The organism is uncultured Tenacibaculum sp., from assembly GCF_947498805.1.
In the GTDB taxonomy this organism is placed as follows: domain Bacteria; phylum Bacteroidota; class Bacteroidia; order Flavobacteriales; family Flavobacteriaceae; genus Polaribacter.
The window spans coordinates 248653-272793 of sequence record NZ_CANMLT010000006.1 but is presented as its reverse complement, the minus strand read 5'-3'; the positions used below and the strand labels follow the sequence as shown (position 1 = coordinate 272793).

The following is a 24141-nucleotide window of genomic DNA, read 5'->3' as shown; positions in this document are numbered from 1 at the left end:
CATTATGGATGACGTTAAAGTAAGATACTCTGATGGAGATTTACAAGAGTTCAAAGAAATCATCTTGAATAAGATTGAGAAAGCAGAAGAGGACTTAAAATTATTACAAGCCTCTTACAAAAATGGATCTGATAATGGTACTGACGATACTTCGCCAACGTTTAAGTCGTTTGAAGAGGGGTCAGATACTATGGCAAAAGAAGCAAACATGCAGTTGGCTATTCGACAAGAGAAGTTTATTAGAGATTTAAAAAATGCTCTTGTTCGTATTGAAAACAAAACATACGGTGTTTGTAGAGTAACAGGTAAATTAATTCAAAAGGAGCGCTTAAAATTAGTGCCTCATGCTACTTTAAGTATTGAAGCAAAGCGTAAACAATAAAAAAGTAAACCTATAAAAAAGGCGATCATTTAATGATCGCCTTTTTTTATGTGATGTTTTGTTTTACCAATCGTATTTTTTATGTGCATCCAGTCGTACAAAAATAAATAGGAGTAGGGTAAAACCCCATAATGAGGATCCACCATAACTAAAGAAAGGTAAAGGTATTCCTATGGTTGGAAGCAACCCAATTACCATTCCTACGTTTACTACAACGTGAAAGAAGAGTAGAGAGGCAAGACCATATCCATAAATTCTTCCAAACTTATTAGTGTGCGTCTCAGCTAAATATATGATTCGATACAATAGAACCATAAAGAGTATAATTACGAATGTAGAGCCAATAAATCCCCATTCTTCCCCTACGGTACTAAAAATATAGTCTGTGTGTTGTTCAGGAACAAAATCTCCTTGAGTTCTATCTCCTTGTAAAAATCCTTTTCCTAAAAAACCACCAGAACTTATTGTTAATTCAGATTGATGTGTGTTATATCCAATACCACGAGTATCTTTTATCTTACCTAAAAGAATATCAAAACGATCTTTTTGATGCTGTTCTAAAACATTTGTATACATATAACCAACACCAAAAATGAATACACTAGAAAGTAAGTAAGCACCCGTTATCAATGGCCAATTAAAACGAAAGAATTGTCTGTTTTTATAGGTATAGTAAACCACGATTAGGGTTAAAATGGATAACGAACTTAGCAATACCCATTTCGTTCCAAAGTTTATGGTTAAAAGGAATAATACAATAGAAGTAACTCCTAAAATAAAGTACTTTAACGTTAATCCTTCTCTATTAAGAACAAAAAAGAAAGAAAAGAAAATTAAAACCGATCCCATATCTGGCTGTAGAGCAATAAAGAATGCAGGTAAAAAAATAATAATAAACGCCTTTGCTTGATTTTTAAGTAGCTTAAGGTTGTATTGTCTATCACTCATTAATTTAGCTACTGCTAGCGCGGTAAACGCCTTAGCAAACTCAGAAGGTTGAAGTCCTATTCCTCCAAAATTATACCATGAGGTAGCACCGTTAATTTTCTTACCCAAAACAAGAACTCCGGTCAATAATATCAGGGAAAATAGATAAAAAACACTGGCAAAACGTTCGTAAAACTTAGCATTAAAGAATAAAATAAATACAATAAGTGGAAAACTACAGCAAATAAAAATAAGCTGTTTACCATACTTTGTACTAAAATTAAGAATACTTGGTGTTTCTTCGGTTAAGGATGCAGCATAAATATTCATCCAACCAAAAGCAACGAGTAATAAGTAGATTACTACGATTACCCAGTCTATACCAGCAAATATGTTATTCCGTTCCTGTCGCAAGTGTATCTTTTTTAGGAATTAATTTTTCGTATATGCTCTCAAAATTTGCATCTTTCATTCTGTCTTCAAGCCATTTTCTTGTGGTTTTACCTGTTAAGTATTTTTCAATCATTAAACTTGTAATAGGTGCTGCATAGGTAGAACCATAGCCTCCGTTTTCAATATATACAGCCATGGCTATCTTCGGATTGTCTTTTGGAGCAAAGGCAACCAGAATAGAGTGATCAGGGGCTTGTACTTTTTCACCATCGATAATTTTAATTTTGTTTTCTGCGGTTCCAGTTTTTCCACAGATATCCAATCCTTTTACCTGAACCCATTTTGCAGTTCCATAGGTAAATACCTGATGCATCGCTTCAATGGCAATAGGGAAGTGTTTTGGATCAATGGTTGTATGTCTTTTAGTTGTATATGTAGAATTGTTAATGGGTTGATTGTCGATACTTTTTACAATATGTGGTGTATAGAAAAAACCTTTATTTGCAATGGCTGCTGTCATATTTGCCAATTGTATTGGCGTTGTTAAGATTTCACCTTGACCAATGGCATTGGATATGGTAGTAGTGGCTCCCCATTTATATTTATACCAATCACTATAGAATTTTTGATTCGGAATAAATCCTTTTCTACCAGATGGTAGGTCATAACCTAAATAATTACCTAATCCAAAACTTTTGGCATGTTTACTCCAGGTTTCCATACCTGCTTTGGGATCGTTGTATTTATCTATGATTCTTCTATAGGTTGTTGAAAAATAACTGTTACAAGATTGGGAAATGGCAGTTTTTAAACGGATAGGTCGTCCAACAATACCGCAATGACATCCCATAAAGTCACTTTTTCTATTTCCGTATCGATAACCATGACGACAATATGTATAAAAGTTTTCATCGATTACGCCTTCCTGAAGCCCAATAAGACCATTAATTATTTTAAAAGGAGATCCAGGAGGGTACATTGCTTGCAAACCTCTATCGAAAGTAGGAGTGTTTATGGTGTCATTAAATAAGCGTACAGAATTAGGCGAGCGTTTACGACCTACTAATAAGTTTGGGTCATAAGAAGGAGCAGTTACCAATGCTAAGATTTCACCAGTTGCAGGTTCTATAGCAACTATACCACCTCTCTTTCCAGACATTAATAATTCACCATATTGCTGTAACTCACTATCAATTGTTAGTTTTAAATCTTTTCCTGCTACGGCTAGGGTATCGTATTTTCCGTTCTTATAAGAACCTGTAATCTTGTTTAAATTGTTTCTCTTAAAGCGTTTTTTACCTTTTATTCCTCTTAGTTGGTTTTCATATTGCGCTTCTATTCCTAGTTTACCAATTAACTCACCTTGTTCATAATAGTCGCTCGTACGGGCTTTGTGTTCATTAACTTCAGCAATAAATCCCACTACATTGGCAGCAGATTTAATAGGGTAATCTCTAATGATACGCTTTTGAATATAGAATCCTTTAAATTTGTGTAGTTTTTCTTGAAGAAAAGCAAAGTCTTCTTTAGCAAGCTGTTTTAAGAAAACGGAAGGAAGCCAACGCGCATATTTTTCGGCTTTTTTAAAACGCTTTTTAAAATTCTCCTTATCAATTTTTAGTAATGAACAGAATTCTAAAGTGTCTAAAGGTTGCACATCTTTAGGGACAACCATTACATCATATGATAATTGATTGGCAACTAATAATTTCCCATTTCTATCATATACATACCCTCTTTCCGGATAGTCGTATTCAATTTTAATAGTAGCACCGTATAGAGGGTTCGAATTGCCACCTCTAATAATTTGAAGCTGAAATAGTCTAACAACGTAGACAATGCTAACAAATGCAATTAGGAAAATGAGTAAAAGACTACGTTTCATGAATGCTTTTTAGTAAATAAAAACCTGCCTAAAAAGTACAAAATTAATGTAAAAATGCTTGAAAAAATGGTGTTTAACAATACATTAATAAAATTACTAAATCCGAAATTGATTAATAGAAAAAGTATGAAATGATGTATAATAGTTAATATGGCTACATAATTAAATACTTTGTCAAATGATTCTAGTGATAAACTAAAAGTTTGATAATCTGATTCAGTTTTTTTAAAAATACTTTTAATAAAGAATAAACGTATATAAGCTATAAAAAGTGTAGCAAAGGCGTGTATTCCACCAGAGTTTGTAAAAGTATCAATAAGTAGTCCAAGAAGAAAAGCTAAGATTAAAAAAGGAAATCGATTCATTCTTATAGGATAAACAAAAACAAAAGCTATGTACAGATATGGATTTATATATCCCATAAATTTAATATTGTTCAATATTAAAACTTGAAGCAATAATACTGAGACAAATAAAAAGGCTATTTGCAAAGGTTTATTCATTCGTTGAATTGAGTATTTTAATTTCTTCTTTGTTTAAGTTGTTTATAATGTTAACATACCCAAGATTGGTCATGTCATTAAAAAGTTTAATGTTAATGGTGTTTACAGCAGTTACTTTTTCAGGAACGCTAACTACAGTTCCGATTAAAATGCCTTTTGGGAAAATGGTAGATTTACCTCCGGTAACAACAGTATCTCCAGCTTTAAACTGTGCTTGTCTTGGAATATCTGTTAGTTGTACAGTAGTGTAGTCTTTACCATCCCATTTAAGCGTACCATAATGGTTGTTGTTTTTGAAACCGGCATTTATTCTACTTTTAGAGTTTAAAATAGATTGTACTCGAGCAAAATTACCAGATACATTGTCTATAATTCCAATAACTCCTTTACTATTAACTACAGCCATTTCTTTTTGAACTCCAGCTTTTGTTCCTCTATTAATAGTAATAAAATTGTCAGGAGTCAAGTAGTCATTGATAATAACTTTTCCGTTGAGGTATTTATAGTTTTGATTATTAAGACTATCAGAAATTTGTTGGTCTACGATAGAATCGTTTCCTTTTAAATATACTTCCAATAAATTTTTTAAGCGATTATTTTCTTCAGAGAGAAGTTGGTTTTCATTTTTTAAATTGAAGTATTCACTAATATTAGCTCTTTTCTGAGAAAGATTACCTGTAAAAGAATTGGTTGAACTAATAAATTTACTTCGATGAAAAGAATGGTTATTAATGATTAATGCAACAGCGATTATTTCTAAAAAAATAAAAAACAGGAAGTATTTAAACTTTCGTAAGAAATAAAAAAGCTGTTGCATAAATAATCATTGAGTTTTATTTAATTAAAACCGTTTTATATTTTTCGATGTTTTTCAATGCGATTCCAGTACCTCTAACTACTGCTCTTAATGGATCTTCAGCAACGTATACTGGTAAATCTGTTTTTCTAGATAAACGCTTGTCTAAACCTCTTAACATAGAACCACCTCCTGCTAAATAAATACCAGTATTGTAAATATCTGCTGCTAATTCTGGTGGAGTTTTAGATAAGGTTTCCATAACCGCATCTTCAATACGTAAGATAGATTTGTCTAATGCCTTTGCGATTTCACGATAAGATACCTGAACTTGTTTTGGCTTACCACTTAATAAATCTCTACCTTGTACCATCATGTCATCTGGCGGAGTGTCTAAATCTTCCGTAGCAGATCCTATTTGGATTTTTATTTTTTCGGCAGTGCTTTCTCCTACATATAAGTTATGTTGCGTACGCATATAATACATAATATCACTGGTGAATAAATCACCAGCAACTTTTACAGATTGATCGCAAACAATACCAGCTAAAGCAATAACTGCAATTTCTGTAGTACCTCCACCTATATCAATAATCATGTTACCCTTAGGCTCCATGATATCAATACCAACACCAATAGCTGCTGCCATTGGTTCGTAAATTAAATAAATCTCTTTAGCATTCATATGACGAGCAGAGTCAATAACCGCTCTTTTTTCAACCTCTGTAATTCCTGAAGGTATACAAACAACCATACGTAATGATGGCGGGAAAAGCTTCTTTTTAATGGCAGGAATTTGTTTAACAAATTCTTTGATCATTTCTTCTGAAGCTTGGAAATCAGCAATTACACCGTCTTTCAAAGGACGAATGGTCTTGATGTTTTCATGAGTTTTTCCTTGCATTTTGTTAGCCTCGTGACCTGTGGCGATAATTTTGCCGGTCATTCTATTCCTAGCTACAATAGAAGGACTATCAATAACTACTTTACCGTTATGGATAATAAGTGTATTTGCAGTTCCTAAATCAACTGCAATATCTTCTGTCATAAAGTCGAAAAAACCCATATGCTATTTGGTATTTCTATAATTTAAGGTGAATCTTACAAATCTAATAAAAATATGCTTGATTTCACGCCGTTTGTTCTTAATGTTTAAAATGTCTTGTTCCTGTAAAAACCATCGCTAAATTATGGTCGTTACAGTAATCAATACTCAATTGATCTTTAATAGATCCTCCTGGTTGAATTACACTTTTTACACCTGCCTTATCTGCTATTTCAACACAGTCAGGGAAAGGGAAGAAAGCATCACTTGCCATTACAGCTCCATTTAAATCAAAATTGAAACTATTTGCTTTATCGATGGCTTGTCTTAATGCATCAACTCTACTTGTTTGTCCAGTACCACTGGCACACAATTGTTTGTTTTTAGTTAAAACAATAGTATTTGATTTCGTATGCTTACAAATTTTAGCTGCGAATAATAAATCTTCTAACTCACTTTCAGAGGGTTTATTGTTCGTTACATACGATAAATCCTCTAGCTTATCTGTTTTATTGTCCTTTTCTTGAACTAAGGCACCATTCAAGCAAGTTCTTACCGTGGTTTTAGGTAGTTCAACTTCTTTTTGAATCAGTAAAACTCTATTCTTTTTTCCTTTTAAAATTTCTAAAGCATCTTCGTCAAATGAAGGAGCGATGACCACTTCACAAAATAATTTGTGAATTTCTTCAGCTGTCGCCTTGTCAATATTTGAGTTTGAAATTAAAATTCCACCAAAAGCAGAAACAGGATCCCCTGCTAAAGCGTCAACATAAGCTTGGTAAACCGTGTCTCTTTGAGCGAAACCGCAAGCATTATTGTGTTTTAAAATTGCAAAGGTTGGAGCTTCTCCTTTAAATTCGTTCATTAAGTTTACGGCAGCGTCAACATCTAATAAGTTATTGTAGCTCAATTCTTTTCCGTGTAACTTGTCAAACATAGCATCTAACTCACCAAAGAAGAAACCTTTCTGATGTGGATTTTCTCCATAACGCAATACTTTTCCATTCGTTTCACTAATTTTTAAAGCAGCTTCTTCATGGCTTGCATTGAAGTAGTTAAAAATAGCAGTATCGTAATGAGATGAAATATTAAAAGCTTTTGCAGCAAACTTTTTTCTGTCTGCAATTGAAGTTGTTCCGTTATTTTCAGAAATTAAATTTAAAAAATCATCGTATTGTTCCATAGAAGAAACAATAACGGTGTCTTTAAAGTTCTTAGCAGCTGCTCTAATTAAAGAAATTCCTCCGATATCAATTTTTTCAATGATATCTTGCTCAGGAGCACCTGAAGCAACTGTTTTTTCAAAAGGATATAAATCTACAATTACTAAATCTATCTGTGGAATATCATATTCAGCCAATTCTGCTACGTCTCCTTCATGCTCTTGACGATTTAAGATTCCTCCAAATACTTTTGGATGTAAGGTTTTTACACGACCTCCTAAAATTGAAGGGTATGAAGTTACGTCCTCTACAGGAACAATATCGATACCTAATTCTTTTATGAATTTTTCTGTACCACCTGTTGAATAAATAGTAACATCTAACTCGTTTAATTTTTTAACTATTGGAGCTAATCCGTCTTTGTGAAAAACTGAAATTAATGCAGATTTAATCGTTTTTGTTGTGTTCATTTGTTGTTGTGTTGTTAAGCGTGCAAAATTACTAAAACAAGGGCGCTTATACAACAGTATATTTGCTAAGTTATGGAAGTGGCATAAAAAACAAAACACCATCAAAAAAAGCGTGCTTTTCTGATGGTGTTTTGTTATAACAAAACGAAAATTTTAATGTTATTCAGCATTTTCTAAAAAATTACGGAACCACATTGCAAATTTTTCGTAAAGAGATAATCTTGTTTTCGAATGCGCATTTCCTAATGCAGCATACGTAGGGAATTCTTTGTTACTCATCTTAAGGGGATTAAAAAAAGTTAAAAATTTGCTTTGAGCATCAAATTAAATAAAAAAAATGCTAATAATCAAATATTTAGGAAATAAATTATAAAATAGTTGCAACTTTGTTACAAACATGTTTTAAAAGTTCTTCGTCTTGTGGTGTAAAAGGGTTAACTGTATGAGAATCAATATCTATTTGTCCGATATTTTCTTCGTTAACAAAAATTGGAATTACAATTTCAGATTTTACTTTCCACCCACAAGAAATATAATTGTCTTGCTCACTAACATCTTGAACGACAAAATTTTCATTACTAACAGCAACCTGTCCACAAATACCTTTTCCAAAAGGGATAATAGTATGGTCTGTTGGTTCTCCATTATATTGAGCTAATTTTAATTCTTCTTTGTCTCCATTCTTAAAATAAAACCCTACCCAATCGTAATAAGATATTTCTCCTGCTAAATAATCGCATATCTGTTGTAATTTTTCTTCTCTTGAGTTTGTTGAAGAAATAATACCATCTACTTTATCTTTTAATTGCTCTATGTTCATTTTATATGTTTTAGTAGCTTATTCGTAATAGCTTATAAAAGCTTACAAAAATACTTTTAACAATTGTCTTATTAAAGCTAAAAATCAATTTTTGTAACTTTGTCCTGTTAATGAAACAATATTTCACTAAAATATCATCTGTATTACTAGCACTATTAGTGTTGTTTTCTACATTTTCTTTTACTGTAGAAAAACATTATTGTGGTGATTTTTTAGTAAATACTTCTTATTTTGGAGAGTCAGGTGGTTGTGCTGGAGAAGCAGCAGGAACCGATTGTGGAGTTAAGAAAGTAATAAAGAAATGTTGCAAGGATGAAGTTGAAAAAATTGAGGGGCAAGATGAACTTCAAAAATTATCAACAGATAAAATATCCTTTCAACAAAAAGCATTCATACTTTCTTATGCAGTTTCTTACAAATTGTTATTTCAAGGCTTGGAAAAACAATTTGTTCCACATAAAAACTATTTACCACCCAAACTCTTTTTTGATCTAAACGTTTTACATGAGGTTTTTACTATATGATTTTACACACTATTTTTTTAGAAATAAAATAATAAAGGTGTAATACAATTATATGATAAAAAATGAAAACACATATAGTTAGCATATTAATGCTAATATCATCTGTAGCATTTTCTCAAGAAGAATTTAAGGGAATGATTATGGATAAAAATAACTCTAAAGATAATTTGGGGGTTATGGGAGCCAATGTTTGGTGGTTGAACACTGAAATTGGAACTACAACAAATGAAAAAGGATGGTTTACATTACCTTATAAAGAGGAGTACAAGAAATTGGTAGTTAGTTTTATTGGGTATAAAACCGATACAATTGATGTTGAAAGTTTAAAACCAATTCATCATTATTTAACTGAAGAAAGTGTTTTAGAGGAGGTTGAAATAGATGCGAAAAAAGAAGCTACACAACGTTCATATTTGCAAACACAAAATTTAGTTACCATTAATAGTGAAGAGCTGTTAAAAGCAGCTTGTTGTAATTTGTCTGAAAGCTTTGAAACGAATCCATCTATTGATGTGAATTTTTCAGATGCATTAACTGGAACAAAGCAAATTAAAATGTTGGGTTTAACAAGTCCATATTTGTTAATTACTCAGGAGAATATTCCGTCAATAAGAGGAGCGTCTCAAGTGTTTGGACTAAGTTTTACTCCTGGTACTTGGGTAGAAAGTATTCAAATTACTAAAGGAGCTGGGAGTGTAGTGAATGGTTTTGAGAGTATTTCTGGACAAATTAATACAGAGTTAGTAAAGCCATCTACAGATAATAGCTTGTTTGTAAATGCCTATGGTTCTCTCGGAGGTAGATTTGAGTTAAATACTCATATAAACAAAAAGCTAAGTGATAAATGGGATACAGGATTGTATTTACATGGAAACTACAGAGGACAAAAGTTTGATCGAAATAAAGATGGGTTTTTAGATAACCCACTAGCCGAACAAATTAATGTGCTAAATAGATGGCAATATACCGATGCTGAAAAAGGTTGGGTGAGTTTCTTTAATGTTCATTTTGTAAATGATAATAAGCAAGCGGGTCAATTAGGTTTTGATCCAGATCTTCATAAAGGTTCAAATACTATTTGGGGAAGTGAGATTAAGACCAATAGGTTTGAGAGTTCGGTTAAAGTAGGGTATGTTTTTCCTGATTTGCCATTTCAAAGCGCAGGATTTCAAGCAGCCTATAGTAATCATAAACAAGATTCTTATTTTGGGTTAAGAGACTATGATATTCACCATGAAAGTTTTTATAGTAATTTAATATTTAACTCTATTATTGGAGATACACGTCATAAGTTTAAAACAGGTGTTAATTTTACCCATGATAATTATGATGAGTTTATTAATACTACTTCAACTGGTGCTGTTAATTTTAATAGAGATGAAACTTCTTTTGGGGCTTTCTTTGAATATGGGTATGATAATTCAGAAGATATAAGCATTACTGCCGGAATTAGAATAGATACGCATAATTTATTAGGAACTTTTGTTACTCCTCGTTTGCACGTAAGATATACTCCATGGGAAAAAGGAGTTTTTAGAGCATCAGTAGGAAGAGGGAAGAGGAGTGCTAATATTTTTGCAGAAAACCAAAAGTTGTTTGCTTCCTCAAGAGCAATTAATATTGTAAATGCTGGTGGTAATATTTACGGATTAGATTCTGAAGTTGCATGGAATTATGGACTCTCTTTTTTACAAGGGTATAAGTTGTTTGGAAGAAAAGGAGATATTACGTTTGATTATTACATGACCGATTTTAAAAATCAGGTAGTCGTAGATTGGGAAAATCCGCAAGCAATTTCTTTCTACAATTTAGATGGAAATAGTGTGGCGAATAGTTTTCAGATTGAACTAAATCAAAATATTATTCCATATTTCAATACCCGTTTTTCTTATAAGTTTTATGACGTAAATACTGATTTTACTTCAGGGAACTTATCGAAATCGTTATTAGCAAAACATCGATTCTTTGCGAATGTTTCTTATGAAACAACCAAAACTACAAAACAAGCAAATTGGAAATTTGATGTTACCTATAATTGGATAGGAGAGCAACGTTTACCTGGAACTTCAACATATGTAGAGCCTTATAGTTTGGTAAATACTCAGGTTACAAGAGTGTTTTCTAAGAAGTTTGAAGTATATGCAGGAGGAGAAAATGTAACAAATTATAAACAAAGTAATCCAGTGCTAGGAAGTAATGACCCGTTTGGTGCAAATTTTGATACTACAATTGTATACGCACCAATTTTTGGAGGTAATTTCTATGCTGGTTTACGATATAGAATAGATTAACTTAAAAACTAAATAATTTAAAAAATGAAAAAAGTATTATTATTAATAGCGGTGCTGTTCATTAGCTTTTCAGGATTTTCTCAAAAGAAAAATGCTAAGGTTACTTTTGAAGTGGATGGTGTTTGTATGATGTGTAAAAAAAGAATAGAAAAGGCAGCTTTAAATATTAAAGGGATAAAGTTTGCTAACTGGAATGTTAAAACACATCAGCTAATGGTTATTATGGATGAACGAAAAACCAATGTAAAAGCTGTTAAGCAAAAGATGGCAGCTGTAGGACATGACACTAAAGAGATAAAGGCTTCAGATGAAGCGTATGATAATTTACATCCATGTTGTAAATATCGTGATGAAGAAGTGAAAAAAGATCATCAAGAAGAAAAGAGTTAAAGATAAAAGCCGAGTTTTAAAACTCGGCTTTTTTATTATGTCTTTCATTTGTTCTTAATGGTCTGTATAGGTTATCTGTATTTTAGTTTGAATAGTTTGAATAGTTTGAGGAAATAGAAAAATAAAAAATCACCTTTTTCGGGTGAACTTGAAAACATGAGGTAAGAGTAGTTTTGCTTTTTTTAAATAACTTAATTATGAAAGAAAAATTACTATTACTATTAACATGTATAACTATTGTTGGCTATGCGCAAACTACAGTAATTCCAGATGCTAAATTTGAGCAAGCGCTAATTAATTTAGGACATGATGACGTTATTGATGGTACTGTAGTAACAGCCAATATTAGCAATGTTGAAAATTTGACTCTCGATAATTTGGAAATTGTAGATTTAACAGGAATAGAGGATTTTACAGCATTGAAAATATTGTCAATTTTTAGGAATTCCTCCCTAACAAAGATGGACTTGTCAAAGAATACAGAGTTAACATATCTAAATTGTTATGGGAACTTTAGAATGCAGAATTTTGACTTTAGTAAGAATATAAAATTGACATACCTTAATTTAGGGGCTACCAGAGTGACATCAATTGATGTAAGTAATAATACGGCATTAACTAATTTGTATTTGCAGTCAAATGAGCTAACATCAATTGATCTTAGCAAAAACATTGAGTTAGTTAGATTATCGTTAAGTAATAATAACTTAGAAGAATTAGATATAACGAATCAAACAAAACTAGGAGGGAGTTTAGAATTAGGACATAACTTGTTTAAAAGTATTGATTTAAGTACGAATTTAGATATACAGGCATTGCTAATAGATAATACATTAATAAAAGAATTAGATGTAAGTCAACATACTAAACTTATTCGACTGCATGCGTCTGGTAATTCGAAATTAGAACGTTTGAATGTGAAAAATGGAGCTAATGGATTTATTAGTACTTCGGATTTCTCTGTTAGATATACTCCAAGACTGAGCTGTATTCAAGTAGATAATGCTACATGGAGTACAACAAATTGGACACAAAAGGATGTAACAGTAAATTATAATGAAAATTGCGAGCCTATAACTTGGTCTGGAAATATAAGTTCAGATTGGACTTTGGTAGGGAATTGGGAAGGAGGAACATTGCCTAGTTCGACAGATAGGGTATTAATTCCTTCAACAGCTAGTAATTTTCCAACAATAAATACCAATACAACTGTAAAAAGTATTGTCATGGAATCGGGAACTACGTTAGTGGCTAATGCAGAAGTATCTGGATATGTTACCTATAAAAGAAATTTAGCGACTACAAATTGGTATCTAATGGGGGTTCCTTTAAATGGAGAGGGGGTTCAATACTTGAGAGCTAATAATGTGTTTGCTACAGGAAAAAACAATAACATCGGTATGGCATATTATAATAATGAGAATGGCGTAAGTAATCGATGGGAATATCAAAAAACAACTTCATATGGAGGGGTAAATCAAGGGAAGGGATTTGCTGTTAAATTAGCTTCTCCTGATGATTTCTTTATAAGAGGGTTTGTCAATGCTAATAATGTAAGTACCCATATTAAAAAAGGATTAAACTCATATAATTTGCTAAGTAATCCGTATCTCGCAATGGTTAACTCTAAGGCTTTTTTAAATGAGAACACGCATTTGTTAGAAAGTGAAACTATTTGGATTTGGAATCAGGCAACGAATAGTTATGAAACTAAGGTAAGTGCAGATGATTTTAAGTTAGCTCCTGGACAAGGTTTTTTTGTGAAATCAAAGGTAAGGTATGAGCCTGTGGTGTTTAGTAAGGCTAACCAAAGCCATGGAGCAGATACCTTTCAAAGAAACTTAGCCGAAAGAACAGAAATCAAACTAAATGTTTTTAATGGAGAACTTTATAAATATGCTAAAGTTTATTTTTCAAAATTAGCAACAAATGGATTCGATAATGGGTATGATGGAGAATTGTTCTCTGGTGTAGAAAGTAAGTTTGAGGTATATACTGAGTTATTAGAAAACAATACAAATAAGAAGTTTCAAATTCAGTCATTACCAAATGTAAAAGAGCATACAGTTGTTCCAATTGGAATAATGGCTGAAGAAGGAGAAGATGTTAAGTTTTCTATAGATGCTAAAAGTGTTTCAAGTAAAATGAAAGTATATATAGAAGATAAAGAAAAGGAGCAATTTTTTCAACTTGATGATGATACAAAAAGCTACTCCGCTAAAATTACTGAAAAAACTATAGGTACTGGACGTTTTTTTCTACATATAACTTCAAAGGTACTTACCGATAATACAATCAAAGAAGTTTCAGATTTTAAAATCATTCAATTGAATTCTAACGTTTTAGAGATTGTTGGAGTGGAGGATAAGACGAATGTTTATGTGTATTCGATTCAGGGTGAATTACTTAAAGAGAAGCAGGTAAGTGCAGATGATAGTATAGTTGAATTGCCTAGGTTATCAACGGGAGTATATTTAGTGAAAGCGGTTTTAGGTAATAAACAAGGAGTTAAAAAGATCATTATAAACTAGATCTAATTAGTATAACATATTATAGAGATAAGGATTCATTAATAGTTAATTATGAAGCAAAATAAAGAGATATCGAGAAAAGAGGCGTTGAAAAAAATTGGTAAATACGGAAAGTATACCGCTTTAACAGCGTTGGGTACCTATATGATTTTAAACCCTCAGAAAGCACAAGCTCAAAGTCCTGAAAATCCAGGAGATAATTTTTAAATTAGTTTTTATTGAAAAAAAATCCCAAGTATATACTTGGGATTTTTCTTATAACATTTGTAAGTTATTTAATTCTTGATTGGTTAACTCTCTCCATCTACCACGAGGTAAATTCTTTTTCGTTAAACCAGCAAAAATTACGCGGTCTAACTTTACTACAGTATAACCAAAGTGTTCAAATATTTTACGAACAATACGATTTCTTCCTGAGTGAATTTCGATACCTACTTCAGTTTTTCTTTCACCTTCAACATATGAAACTGCATCAATAAATACTTTTCTTCCTTCAATAATTACGTCTCCACGTAATTTCTCTAAATCAGCTAATGATAGTTTCTTATCTAAAGAAGCATGGTATAATTTACGCACATTGTGCTTAGGGTGTGTAAGCTTTTTAGCTAACTCTCCATCATTGGTAAAAAGTAACAATCCAGTAGTGTTTCTATCTAAACGCCCTACAGGATAAATACGTTCTTTGGTAGCGTTTGAAATCAATTCCATTACCGTTTTTCTTCCACGATCATCTTCCATGGTAGTAATGTAATTTTTTGGTTTGTTTAATAAAACGTAACGCTTTTGTTCCATAGAGATTAAGGTACCATCGAATTTTACTTCATCTCCTGGTTGAACTTTGTATCCCATTTCGGTAACTAACTTCCCGTTTACAACTACACTACCGTGCTCAATATACGTATCTGCTTCTCTACGAGAACAAATTCCTGAGTTAGCAATGTACTTGTTTAAACGTACTCCATCATCCTTCTTTTGAGTTGGTTTAGAAGCAGATGACTTTGGTTTTCTGAAGTCTTTTTTGAATTTACCTTTTCCTTGAGGATTGCTGTTTTTATCAGCTTGTCGTCCTCTCGACGAGTTTTTTCTTTGCATTTCTTGAAAATTTTAAGCGCGCAAATGTACGCTAAATATTTGATTTTTAATCTAAAACTTCAACAACTTTATCTAAAAGTAAAGTCTTGTCAATAAATAACAAACTAAACACACCAATAAGTAAAAGTATCTTTAAAATGTTATGTAATAATTGATATTGGGTTTTATCTGTTGCTTTCCAAATATAAAATCCAATGAATATAAGTATAACAGCTGCTAAATAGAAGTAGTATTTCATATATTCAATAGCAGGGTAATTAAAAAGAATACCAACGGGTATCAAGGTTAAAACTAATAAAAAAACAATGGTTTTTTTAGTGTTTCGTTCCCCATATTGCACAGGGAATGTGTTGTAATTATTGGCTACAGCTCCTTTAATATTTTCTAAATATTTAATCAATTCTCTCACCATTATTACGAGGAATAGAAAGAAAGCATGAATAAAAATAACTTTAGAAAAGTTTTTATAATGTATAAATACCACAAAAAAAGGAAGGATGGTAAGTATGGTTGCTGCAATAAGACCAGAAACTGGATACTTCTTTAGTTTGTGTGAATAAAACCATATACCAAAGATATAGAGTGCAAAGAATAATGCTGCTTTCCATGAAACCAACCAACCAAAATAAAAGCCCACAAAGTTTAAAAAAAAGTACAGGCTTAATTTTGTTTCTTGTTTTACATAAGCATCTAAGTTTGATTTAACAGGTCTGTTAATTTTATCTGCTTTTAAATCGTAGAAATTATTAATAATATATCCAGCTGCAATAACACAAACGGTAGCAAGTACAAGATAAAGAAGATGCCAGTCGAAAATTACTTTTTTAATTGAATCAGCATCAGAAAAAATAAAAATAGCAGCCAAATATTGAGCTGCTATTAGTACTAATATATTATATCCTCTAACAACAGATAGAAGGCTAAATAGTTTTTTACTTAAAGTTTTTGTATTACTCATTTCACCCTAAAATAACAGTAATTTAAATGTGCTATGATGTGAAGAATGAAATTTACTAAGCTTTTGTAATTTGTTTACTTCTCCTTGCATGTTAGTGAATTCTTTTGCTGAAAGATTTTTATGTATTACATCATTTCTTAACTCTATTATAGAATAGCCATTATTGTTTGCGATATATAGAATGTCATCTTTGCAATAGATTTTTTCGGCGATTGCTAACTGCGATCCATTAGAATAAATGGTGCCCTGAACCCAGTCAATAATTTTAATTTCATGTGTCCCTGATAATGGTATTCTTCCAGAATCACCAAGACCATTATTTCTCCAGTAAGAAAATCTCCAGATGAATAAAGAGATGAACAAAAAGCCAACGATTATTGGTAGGTTCATTCTTTTTGATTTAAAAGTAAAATTCAAAAGTAATCCATAAATACAAGAGAGAATAGAGATTCTAAAAAACTCGAATATTAAATGAATCAATACAAACATTTATTTAAAATCTATAAACTACTTCTAATTTATATTCTTTTAAAATGTTCTTTGCTTTATCAAAATCTTCGGTAAACCCTAAGATGTATCCACCTCCACCAGAACCACAAAGTTTTAAGTAGTAATCATTGGTTTGAATACCTTTTTCCCAAACTTTATGAAAAGCATCTGGAATCATAGGTTTGAAGTTTGCTAAAACTACTTTAGAAAGCTTCTTGACATTTCCAAATAATGATGTTACATTTCCTTTTAAGAAATCATCAATACAAGCATCAGTGTAAGTTGCAAACTCTTCGCTTATCATTTTTCTAAACCCTTCGTTTTTCATCTTGTTCATAAAGATGTTTACCATAGGTTCCGTTTCTCCAATTTGTTCAGAATCTAATAAGAAAACCGCTCCTTTTCCTTCTTTTTGAGACGGAATTCCAGCAGGCTCAATATGTTCTTTAGAGTTGATTAAAATAGGTAAGCTTAAATAAGAGTTTAACGGATCTAAACCAGAACTTTTTCCATGGAAGAAAGATTCCATCAAAGAAAAGATTTGCTTTAATTGTAATAGTTTATCTCGAGTAAGATTTTCTAAAACGGTAATCTTATCATTTGCATATTTATCATAGACAGAAGCAACTAAGGCTCCTGAACTTCCTACTCCATATCCTTGAGGTATTGAAGAATCAAAATACATTCCAGCATCAATATCTTCTTTTAAGCGATCTAGATCAAAAGAAACAGCATCTGAATCTAAGTTAGATAAGTAACCATAGAACTTGTGCAAGCTTTGATTAGATTTTAAAGCCTCACCACTTAAATTTCTTACCGTTTTTAATGCTCCTTTATAGGTGTTAAAAGGGATAGCGAGTCCTTTAGAGTCTTTAATGATCCCGTACTCTCCGAATAACAATATTTTCGCATAAAACAAAGGTCCTTTCATAGGTTTGAATTTTGACAGCAAATATAGATAAAGTATTTATTTAATTGCTTGCTATTGAACGTTTTTATAGAAGGTTTTCCAAACACCGACTTTTTCTCCGTCTTGGTACTTTCCTTTAGTTTCTATTTTTCCAGTTTTATAAAAAGTTTTCCAAATACCATCTCGCTGTCCATCTTTGTACTTTCCTTGTTCTTTAAGTTCACCACTTTCGAAATAAACTTTCCTTACACCATGTAACTTTCCGTCTTTATAATTTGCTTCGTGATATGGTTTTCCATTTTGATGATAATACACAACTAAACCTTGAAATTCTTCTTTATGCGGTTCAGCGTTAGTACTAAAACCTTTCATTTGTATTTGACCATTTTTGAAATAATCAACAATTAAATAACCATTACCTTTTTTTTGTGGGGCAGGGCGGTAATATTCAGCATTATCTTTTGAGGTTTCTTGCCAATTGGCATCAAACCATATAGTTTCTTGTGCGGTAGCTGATACAGATAAAAAGGTAATCAACATCAGCAGGTAAAATGTTGAATTTTTCATAATTAAAGGGAATTAAGTTATATTTTTTGCGCGCCAAAGCCCACATTATCACAAATATAATGATTTTTTTGGCAGTATTTACTTAAAGTTTCCTTAATGAAGTTTTCAATAGTTTCCTTTTCGTTTTGAGGGTATAATAAATGAACATTCGCTCCTGCATCTAAAGTAAAGCAAACATTACTGTTGGTTTCTTTTCTATATTCCCATATTTCATTAATTATTTCTAAGGTATTAGGTTTCATTAATATAAAATACGGATTACTAGTAAGCATCATTGCATGCAAGGTTAAAGCTTCACTTTCAACAAGTGAAATAAAGCTTTTGATGTCACCATTTTGAAGAATTTCTGAAAGTTTCTCTAGGTTGTCATTTGCTTGTTTAAAGCGATTTTCAGCATATGGATGATCATGCATTAAATTATGCCCAACTGTTGAAGAAACCTGCTTTTCTCCTTTGTCAACTAACAAAATAGTATCGCAATAATCTTCAAAAACAGTATGTACATTAAATGGGAATTTAACTCCATATAAATCAGAACTACCGGTTATTTTAGGATGTTCTCCCCAAACTACTAATGGGCCTTCAATACTTCTACTAGCACTACCTGAACCTAATCTGGCTAGAAACGAAGCTTTTTGATTTATATAGGCATCGGTTAATGATGGGTTTAGTTCTTTTTCTAAATTCATTAAACACATTGCAATAGCGGCCATTCCACTAGCAGAAGAAGCAATTCCACTACTATGAGGAAAAGAATTTTCAGAATGGATTACCATCTTATACTCCAAGATATATGGACAATATTCTTTTATACGTTCAAAGAACTTATTAATTTTAGGTTTAAAATCGTCCTTCTTTTTACCTTCAAAATAAAGTTCAAATTCTGGTGATTGAAGTGTGTTTGTTTTTGAAAACTCAATTTTTGTCTTTGTGTTACAGTTGTTTAGTGTAAAGCTAATTGAGGCGTTTTTAGGAATTTGTGGTTCGCTTTTCCCCCAATATTTTACCAAAGCAATATTACTTGGAGTTTGCCATGCAACTGTTAAGTTTTCAATGTTCTTTTCTGAAGATTTATAAATAAATTCTGAAGTGTTCAATGCTCTAAATTTTGGTGTAAAGATAGTTGTAAAGTATAAAATAAAAAAGACTGTCTTTTATATAAAAAACAGTCTTTTAAACGAATGATAAAATAATTCAAATAATTATGTAAGATTAGTTACAATGTAAATTTTATCACATCAATTATGTGTAATTCGAACAATAGTCAAATTACTTTTATTAGTTTTTATCCCAGAACAGTTTAGTACCCAAATCATCTAGAGTAGGTAAGCCTTGGCTTTGTATTGCTTTTTGAAGCTCAGCTCTATTACTATCGTTGATTGTACTTGAATAACCATATCTTACTGGAATTGCAGTTCCGTTAATCGGGCTAGCTGCCGGAGTTAATGCTGGCAAATCCAATCTTCTCCATTCTGCCCATGCTTCAAAAGGTTGCATAAAAAGAGCAATCCATTTTTGTTCAGCAATTAATTCGATTCCTCTTGCAGCGTCCCATACAACGGCTGGCTGCGTAATATAGGTATTGTACTGTGCGTCAGTAACAGCCCATTGTTTCATAGAAGCATTAATTCCTTCATAATAGTAATCAGATGGAGTTCCAGAAATCCACCCTTTTAAAGCTGCTTCTGCTTTAGCAAAGGCTACTTGCGCATAGGTGAAAACATACCCAGGAGCATCTCCTTTGTTAGCGATGTTTGAGGTTAGCAATGAAATATCTTGTCTGTCTACGTTTGGTGAGATAACTGCGTATTCCATTCCTACATAAGTTCCTGGTGCGTTTTGAACTTCATCGGCATATTTTGCTATACGAGGATCATTTCTGTTAGGATCTTGTAAGAAATCCACTAAAGTTTTACTTACTGTAAAATCAGGTGCACGATTTCCATTATATCGATCTTGCCAAGGATTATCGGTTGCATCATCTAGTGTATATGGAAACAAAATGTCTTCTGCTTGGTTGCTAATTGCTCCTGGCATTGCTTCATTAAATTTTGTTTCTGCATAATTGTTAATTCCAGATGCTGTGGTCATTTCCGAAGAAGCATCTGATAACCTTAGTGCCATTACTAATTTTAAAGTATTTCCAAATTGTTTCCATCTTTCCATGTTTCCCTGAAAGATAATATCTCCAGTAGGTCCACTTTCCGAAGTTTTAATTTGAGCTAATGCTTCATCAATTAAGTTAAACAATTGGTCATAAATTGTTATAGAAGAATCAAATTCTGGGAAATCAAATTCACCAGGTTTATGAGCTTGTGAAAAAGGAATGTATCCCCATCTATCTGTCATTTGTTGATAGGTGAATGCTTTCACTAATTTAGCTACGGCTATTTGGTTGTCGTTGTTACCATAAGTAGCTACGTCGTTCTTTGTGTTATCATTGGTATTCAATGCAATTATCCTTTCTAAATTATGTAAGGTTCCTGTGTAAAACCCGTTATATCCAAACTCAGAAGTTCCATATCTTGAACCATCGGTGTATTGTATGTCTGAATAATGTTGTACATAATACCCCGGAGTAATTGCCGTAGAAGCTCCACCAGTTACAAAGAGTGCATTTGATAATAATGCGTTTGTTAAATTTTCAGTTGGATTGTTTGGATCTATGTTGGTATCTCCAAAATCTACCTTTGTACAAGAAAGTGTAAATAGAAAAGTTAGAGATACTATTGAGATATTTATAATATGCTTTTTCATGATTATTTCTTTAAAAAGTTAAATTAAGATTAAAACCAATGGTTCTTTGACTTGGAAATTGAGCTCCTTCTTGCCATCTAAAACCGTTTCCGTTTCTTCCTAAACTTGTACCGCTTACATTTTCTATCTCTGAAGGATCTATTTCATCAGCTGCATATATTAACCATAGATTATTTCCATAAATACTTGCTCTTACATTTTTAATTCCCCATTTGTCAAACCACCCTTTTGGAAGTGTATAGCTTAAAGAAAACTGACGAAGCTTAACATAACTAGCATCAAAAACTAGGCTTTCTCCAAAGGCAGGTAATTGTCTGTCAAAATAAGCGTATGCTGTAATGTATCTAGTAACAGGATCACCAGTTACAGAATCTACTCCATCAACTCTAATACCACCTCCATCGGCTACGTCATCTCTAATAGGATTTCCTTTATCATTTGTACCAACAGTTTCTATAGATTGTCCAGAACCTCGAGCCCATCTTTTTGATGTTGAATAATAATCACCTCCAATTTGGAAATCGATAGTAGCTGATAATTCAAAGTTTTTGTATCTAAAAGTGTTGTTAAATCCACCTGTTAAGTCTGGTAAGAAATTACCCAGTAAAACATCATTTTCAACTTCAAATAATTGTCTACTCCAATCACCTGCAGATTGATTAATAATTAATCTACCTTGTGCGTCTCTTTTCGGTCTAGAACCATAAATACCTCCTTTAGCTCTACCTTCAACATCTTTTAAGTTAATATATCCTGTATTCCATGTCCATACTCTGTCTAATACTCTTGTACTAGGAAGACTAGGATCGTCGGTAGCGTTTATCTCATCTACAACCCAATCAATAGTAGCTAAATTGATAGAAGAAGTCCAAGAAAAGTCATCGGTAGTTATAGGTTTAAAATTTAATCCTAGTTCCCATCCACTTCTTGTTTCTTTTCCACTATTTCTTTGAATTGAAGAGAATCCTGTTGATGCGGGTAATGCTACCGGTCTAGGAAAACCTTCAATTTTTGTGTTGTAATGTGTTAAGTCTAAACCAATTTTGTTGTTAAGAAACTTCAGTTCCAAACCAAATTCTTTTTCTTTTGAGCTAGCACCAATAATTTCTGGATTTTTAGCTGTAGAAGGTATTGAATATAATGGTTGTCCATTGTAGTTTCCAGCACTTTGATAAGTTTCTAGAATTTGATGAATTCCTGGGAAGCTTGGAGCACTTGAAAAACCTCCTCTTAACTTACCAAAACTTAAAAAGTCTAAGTCTTTTAATAGTTCGCTAAAAACGAAACTGGTAGATACTCCATAGGTAATAACCCTGTTTTTTTCTGGATTTGCTGTAGAGCTCCAGTCAGAACGTAATGTAGCATCTAGGAATAATATGTCATCATAACCAATAGTAAGATTCCCGAAAATAGCTCTAGATTTTATCGTAGCTAAATTTCTTCCAATAAAAGGCCTGTCAACTGAAGAATCTATCGAGTAAAACCCTGGAGTAGTTAACCCTCCAACAGTATTAGCAAAGTATGATTTGAATTCTTTATTTTGAATTTGAAACCCTACGGTTGTATTTACATCAAACTCATCATTGTTTCCAAGTTTGATCTTGTGAGTAATTGAACCAAATAATTCGTCTTCAGAGTTTGTAGAAGTACTTTCGTCGTACCTTGGTTCTGTAGCACCACCTCTTCCTCCGAAGGCTCTTAGTCTGTAGAAATCAAATGTATTGAATGTTTTTCTATACTGTAAAGAGGCACTAAATTGTTCATTAAATTCATAGTCTAAAGCAACTTTCCCAAAAATTGCGTTTTTGTCCTGTTCGTTTCTGTTTTCAAAGAATTCAAAATATGGTGAATCCCAGAAAGCAGGTATAGGATTGGTAGGACTTTGAATGTTCCAAGAAACAAACTTACCGTTTCGTTTATAGTTTCTTAGACGTTTCATATCTAATTGTCTTTGCCACCATTGGTTTGGTCTAAAAAATGATCCACTTCCTGTGTATCCTAGTTGTGGATTGTTTAAAGTGTTTCTAATTTGATAGTTAAGGTTGGCAGTTAATTTTAGTTTTTCGGTAACATTAAAGTTAACATTTGAACTAAATTGAGTGGTTTTTCTTCCTGAATTTGGAAGAATACCTTCTTGATCAACATGTCTTAAAGTAGAGCTTATATTGTGATTTTCTCCTCCGTTTTGAAACGTGAGGATTACCTTTTTTATAATTGCTTCTTCATAAAAATCTTCTACGTTTGTTGGGTTTGGAGACCAAGGTCTTAGTTTTCCGTATTCAGGATCACCTTCAATCCAACTATCCCAATGCCTTACTAAGGTACCATCTAGTCTAGGTCCCCAAGATTGATCTGCACCATAATCAGGGCGTAATTGACCGTTAGACATGGTTATAAAGTTTTGGCTATAACCACCACCGTATTCGTTTTGGTATTCTAACATATTGGTAACACTACCAACTTCTGTACTAAACTGTGCGTTTATTTCTGTTCCTTTTTTTGCTTTTTTCGAAGTAATAACTACCACACCACCACTTGCATCTGTTCCATATAATGCCGTTGCAGCTCCTCCTTTTAAAATAGAGATATCATCAATGTCGGCGGTGTTAATATCGGCTGGAGATTGTACCCTAACTCCATCAACCACATACAATACATTAGAATTACCCCTAAGTCTAATACCTGCACTGTCAAAGGTAGCCCCCGAGTTACCTATAGCTTGTACCCCAGAAACTTTACCAGCGATTGAGTTGTTAAGATCTACTTCGTTTGTTCTAATTAAATCTTCTCCACTAACAGATGCCTGAGCGAAACCTAAAGATTTCTTTTTCTTAACTTTTCCCAAGGCAGTAACTACTACTTCCTGTAAAACGTTATCGTCATCTTCAAGAGAAACATTGATAGTGTTTGAAGTAGTAACTGTTTTTTCAACTGTTTTTTTTCCAACAAACCTAAAAACAAGTACATCGTTAATTTTTGCTTTTATCCTATAGTTTCCGTCGAAGTCTGTTTCGGTACCTTGCGTTGTACCTTTGATTACTATACTCACTCCAGGGAGTGGTCCGGAAGTGTCACTAACAATTCCTGAAATGAATTTTTCTTGGGCTAGCGTTATTTGTGTTATAAAAAATAAGAGCCATAAAATTCGTGTTTTCATACTTAAATTTTTGAATTAGAAATCCAAATAAATTAAATCAAAACATCAATTACGAATTTTTGATAATATGGTACAGTAAGCAGTTAAAAAT

At 32.4% G+C, this 24141-nt stretch carries 21 protein-coding genes; 6 read left to right on the top strand and 15 right to left on the bottom strand.

The genetic code is table 11. From position 1 onward, the window contains the following. Position 1 precedes the first annotated feature (1 nt). Positions 2 to 382 carry a TraR/DksA C4-type zinc finger protein gene (locus Q0873_RS14085; protein ID WP_299108496.1) on the top strand — a complete coding sequence of 127 codons (381 nt, stop codon included), beginning with the start codon at positions 2 to 4 and terminating at the stop codon, positions 380 to 382. Between the two features lie 63 nt (positions 383 to 445). Here the strand turns inward: Q0873_RS14085 and rodA are convergent, their stop codons facing one another. The 7 genes from rodA to Q0873_RS14050 form a co-directional block, all read right to left on the bottom strand. Next, complete coding sequence (rodA, locus tag Q0873_RS14080; RefSeq protein ID WP_299108401.1) at positions 446 to 1723, bottom strand: rod shape-determining protein RodA; 1278 nt, start codon at positions 1721 to 1723, stop codon at positions 446 to 448. Further along, entirely contained in the window at positions 1704 to 3587 is a 1884-nt protein-coding gene (mrdA, locus tag Q0873_RS14075; RefSeq protein WP_299108400.1) for a penicillin-binding protein 2, read from the bottom strand. Before mrdA ends, rodA begins: the two co-directional genes overlap by 20 nt. Further along, a complete protein-coding gene (mreD, locus tag Q0873_RS14070; RefSeq protein WP_299108398.1) occupies positions 3584 to 4090 on the bottom strand; it encodes a rod shape-determining protein MreD in 507 nt (168 codons plus the stop codon). Before mreD ends, mrdA begins: the two co-directional genes overlap by 4 nt. Then, positions 4083 to 4907 (bottom strand): rod shape-determining protein MreC, encoded by an 825-nt coding sequence (mreC, locus tag Q0873_RS14065; RefSeq protein ID WP_299108396.1) that lies wholly within the window; start codon positions 4905 to 4907, stop codon positions 4083 to 4085. Before mreC ends, mreD begins: the two co-directional genes overlap by 8 nt. Positions 4908 to 4923: 16 nt before the next feature. Beyond that, the gene (locus Q0873_RS14060) at positions 4924 to 5952 is read right to left on the bottom strand and encodes a rod shape-determining protein (protein WP_299108394.1); all 1029 of its coding nucleotides are present in this window, start codon (positions 5950 to 5952) and stop codon (positions 4924 to 4926) included. 79 nt (positions 5953 to 6031) lie between these two features. Continuing rightward, complete coding sequence (gene purH, locus Q0873_RS14055; RefSeq protein WP_299108392.1) at positions 6032 to 7564, bottom strand: bifunctional phosphoribosylaminoimidazolecarboxamide formyltransferase/IMP cyclohydrolase; 1533 nt, start codon at positions 7562 to 7564, stop codon at positions 6032 to 6034. 367 nt (positions 7565 to 7931) lie between these two features. Then, positions 7932 to 8384, bottom strand: coding sequence for a GAF domain-containing protein (locus Q0873_RS14050; protein WP_299108389.1), 453 nt, complete (start codon positions 8382 to 8384; stop codon positions 7932 to 7934). Positions 8385 to 8494: 110 nt separating this feature from the next. Between Q0873_RS14050 and Q0873_RS14045 the strand changes: the two genes are divergently transcribed. From Q0873_RS14045 to Q0873_RS14025, 5 genes are all read left to right on the top strand, one after another. Then, complete coding sequence (locus Q0873_RS14045; RefSeq protein WP_299108386.1) at positions 8495 to 8908, top strand: hypothetical protein; 414 nt, start codon at positions 8495 to 8497, stop codon at positions 8906 to 8908. A 62-nt stretch (positions 8909 to 8970) separates the two neighbouring features. Then, positions 8971 to 11199: a TonB-dependent receptor gene (locus Q0873_RS14040; protein ID WP_299108385.1), complete on the top strand. Its 2229-nt coding sequence runs from the start codon at positions 8971 to 8973 to the stop codon at positions 11197 to 11199. Between the two features lie 24 nt (positions 11200 to 11223). Continuing rightward, positions 11224 to 11589 (top strand): heavy-metal-associated domain-containing protein, encoded by a 366-nt coding sequence (locus tag Q0873_RS14035; protein ID WP_299108384.1) that lies wholly within the window; start codon positions 11224 to 11226, stop codon positions 11587 to 11589. A gap of 197 nt (positions 11590 to 11786) precedes the next feature. Continuing rightward, positions 11787 to 14120, top strand: a complete 2334-nt coding sequence (locus tag Q0873_RS14030; RefSeq protein WP_299108382.1) for a T9SS type A sorting domain-containing protein — start codon at positions 11787 to 11789, stop codon at positions 14118 to 14120. Between the two features lie 51 nt (positions 14121 to 14171). After that, positions 14172 to 14327 (top strand): hypothetical protein, encoded by a 156-nt coding sequence (locus tag Q0873_RS14025; protein WP_299108381.1) that lies wholly within the window; start codon positions 14172 to 14174, stop codon positions 14325 to 14327. Between the two features lie 48 nt (positions 14328 to 14375). Here the strand turns inward: Q0873_RS14025 and Q0873_RS14020 are convergent, their stop codons facing one another. The 8 genes from Q0873_RS14020 to Q0873_RS13985 all read right to left on the bottom strand — a co-directional run bounded on the left by Q0873_RS14020 (position 14376) and on the right by Q0873_RS13985 (position 24050). Then, positions 14376 to 15212 (bottom strand): pseudouridine synthase, encoded by an 837-nt coding sequence (locus Q0873_RS14020; RefSeq protein ID WP_299108380.1) that lies wholly within the window; start codon positions 15210 to 15212, stop codon positions 14376 to 14378. A 46-nt stretch (positions 15213 to 15258) separates the two neighbouring features. Next, positions 15259 to 16170 carry a geranylgeranylglycerol-phosphate geranylgeranyltransferase gene (locus Q0873_RS14015; RefSeq protein ID WP_299108379.1) on the bottom strand — a complete coding sequence of 304 codons (912 nt, stop codon included), beginning with the start codon at positions 16168 to 16170 and terminating at the stop codon, positions 15259 to 15261. 6 nt (positions 16171 to 16176) lie between these two features. After that, positions 16177 to 16560, bottom strand: coding sequence for a hypothetical protein (locus Q0873_RS14010; RefSeq protein WP_299108378.1), 384 nt, complete (start codon positions 16558 to 16560; stop codon positions 16177 to 16179). A gap of 103 nt (positions 16561 to 16663) precedes the next feature. Continuing rightward, complete coding sequence (locus Q0873_RS14005; RefSeq protein ID WP_299108377.1) at positions 16664 to 17590, bottom strand: mevalonate kinase; 927 nt, start codon at positions 17588 to 17590, stop codon at positions 16664 to 16666. 51 nt (positions 17591 to 17641) lie between these two features. Then, positions 17642 to 18136, bottom strand: a complete 495-nt coding sequence (locus Q0873_RS14000) for a hypothetical protein (protein WP_299108375.1) — start codon at positions 18134 to 18136, stop codon at positions 17642 to 17644. Positions 18137 to 18153: 17 nt separating this feature from the next. Further along, positions 18154 to 19233 carry a diphosphomevalonate decarboxylase gene (locus tag Q0873_RS13995; RefSeq protein ID WP_299108373.1) on the bottom strand — a complete coding sequence of 360 codons (1080 nt, stop codon included), beginning with the start codon at positions 19231 to 19233 and terminating at the stop codon, positions 18154 to 18156. Between the two features lie 181 nt (positions 19234 to 19414). Continuing rightward, the gene (locus Q0873_RS13990) at positions 19415 to 20893 is read right to left on the bottom strand and encodes a SusD/RagB family nutrient-binding outer membrane lipoprotein (protein ID WP_299108371.1); all 1479 of its coding nucleotides are present in this window, start codon (positions 20891 to 20893) and stop codon (positions 19415 to 19417) included. A 10-nt stretch (positions 20894 to 20903) separates the two neighbouring features. After that, positions 20904 to 24050, bottom strand: coding sequence for a SusC/RagA family TonB-linked outer membrane protein (locus Q0873_RS13985; RefSeq protein WP_299108369.1), 3147 nt, complete (start codon positions 24048 to 24050; stop codon positions 20904 to 20906). Between the last annotated feature and the right edge of the window lie 91 nt (positions 24051 to 24141).

Coding starts and splice junctions, on each gene's coding strand:
- mrdA (WP_299108400.1), bottom strand. CDS start 3,587: ATGAAACGTAGTCTTTTACTCATTTTCCTAATTGCATTTGTTAGCATT.
- mreD (WP_299108398.1), bottom strand. CDS start 4,090: ATGAATAAACCTTTGCAAATAGCCTTTTTATTTGTCTCAGTATTATTG.
- mreC (WP_299108396.1), bottom strand. CDS start 4,907: ATGCAACAGCTTTTTTATTTCTTACGAAAGTTTAAATACTTCCTGTTT.
- Q0873_RS14060 (WP_299108394.1), bottom strand. CDS start 5,952: ATGGGTTTTTTCGACTTTATGACAGAAGATATTGCAGTTGATTTAGGA.
- purH (WP_299108392.1), bottom strand. CDS start 7,564: ATGAACACAACAAAAACGATTAAATCTGCATTAATTTCAGTTTTTCAC.
- Q0873_RS14050 (WP_299108389.1), bottom strand. CDS start 8,384: ATGAACATAGAGCAATTAAAAGATAAAGTAGATGGTATTATTTCTTCA.
- Q0873_RS14045 (WP_299108386.1), top strand. CDS start 8,495: ATGAAACAATATTTCACTAAAATATCATCTGTATTACTAGCACTATTA.
- Q0873_RS14040 (WP_299108385.1), top strand. CDS start 8,971: ATGAAAACACATATAGTTAGCATATTAATGCTAATATCATCTGTAGCA.
- Q0873_RS14035 (WP_299108384.1), top strand. CDS start 11,224: ATGAAAAAAGTATTATTATTAATAGCGGTGCTGTTCATTAGCTTTTCA.
- Q0873_RS14030 (WP_299108382.1), top strand. CDS start 11,787: ATGAAAGAAAAATTACTATTACTATTAACATGTATAACTATTGTTGGC.
- Q0873_RS14025 (WP_299108381.1), top strand. CDS start 14,172: ATGAAGCAAAATAAAGAGATATCGAGAAAAGAGGCGTTGAAAAAAATT.
- Q0873_RS14020 (WP_299108380.1), bottom strand. CDS start 15,212: ATGCAAAGAAAAAACTCGTCGAGAGGACGACAAGCTGATAAAAACAGC.
- Q0873_RS14015 (WP_299108379.1), bottom strand. CDS start 16,170: ATGAGTAATACAAAAACTTTAAGTAAAAAACTATTTAGCCTTCTATCT.
- Q0873_RS14010 (WP_299108378.1), bottom strand. CDS start 16,560: ATGAACCTACCAATAATCGTTGGCTTTTTGTTCATCTCTTTATTCATC.
- Q0873_RS14005 (WP_299108377.1), bottom strand. CDS start 17,590: ATGAAAGGACCTTTGTTTTATGCGAAAATATTGTTATTCGGAGAGTAC.
- Q0873_RS14000 (WP_299108375.1), bottom strand. CDS start 18,136: ATGAAAAATTCAACATTTTACCTGCTGATGTTGATTACCTTTTTATCT.
- Q0873_RS13990 (WP_299108371.1), bottom strand. CDS start 20,893: ATGAAAAAGCATATTATAAATATCTCAATAGTATCTCTAACTTTTCTA.
- Q0873_RS13985 (WP_299108369.1), bottom strand. CDS start 24,050: ATGAAAACACGAATTTTATGGCTCTTATTTTTTATAACACAAATAACG.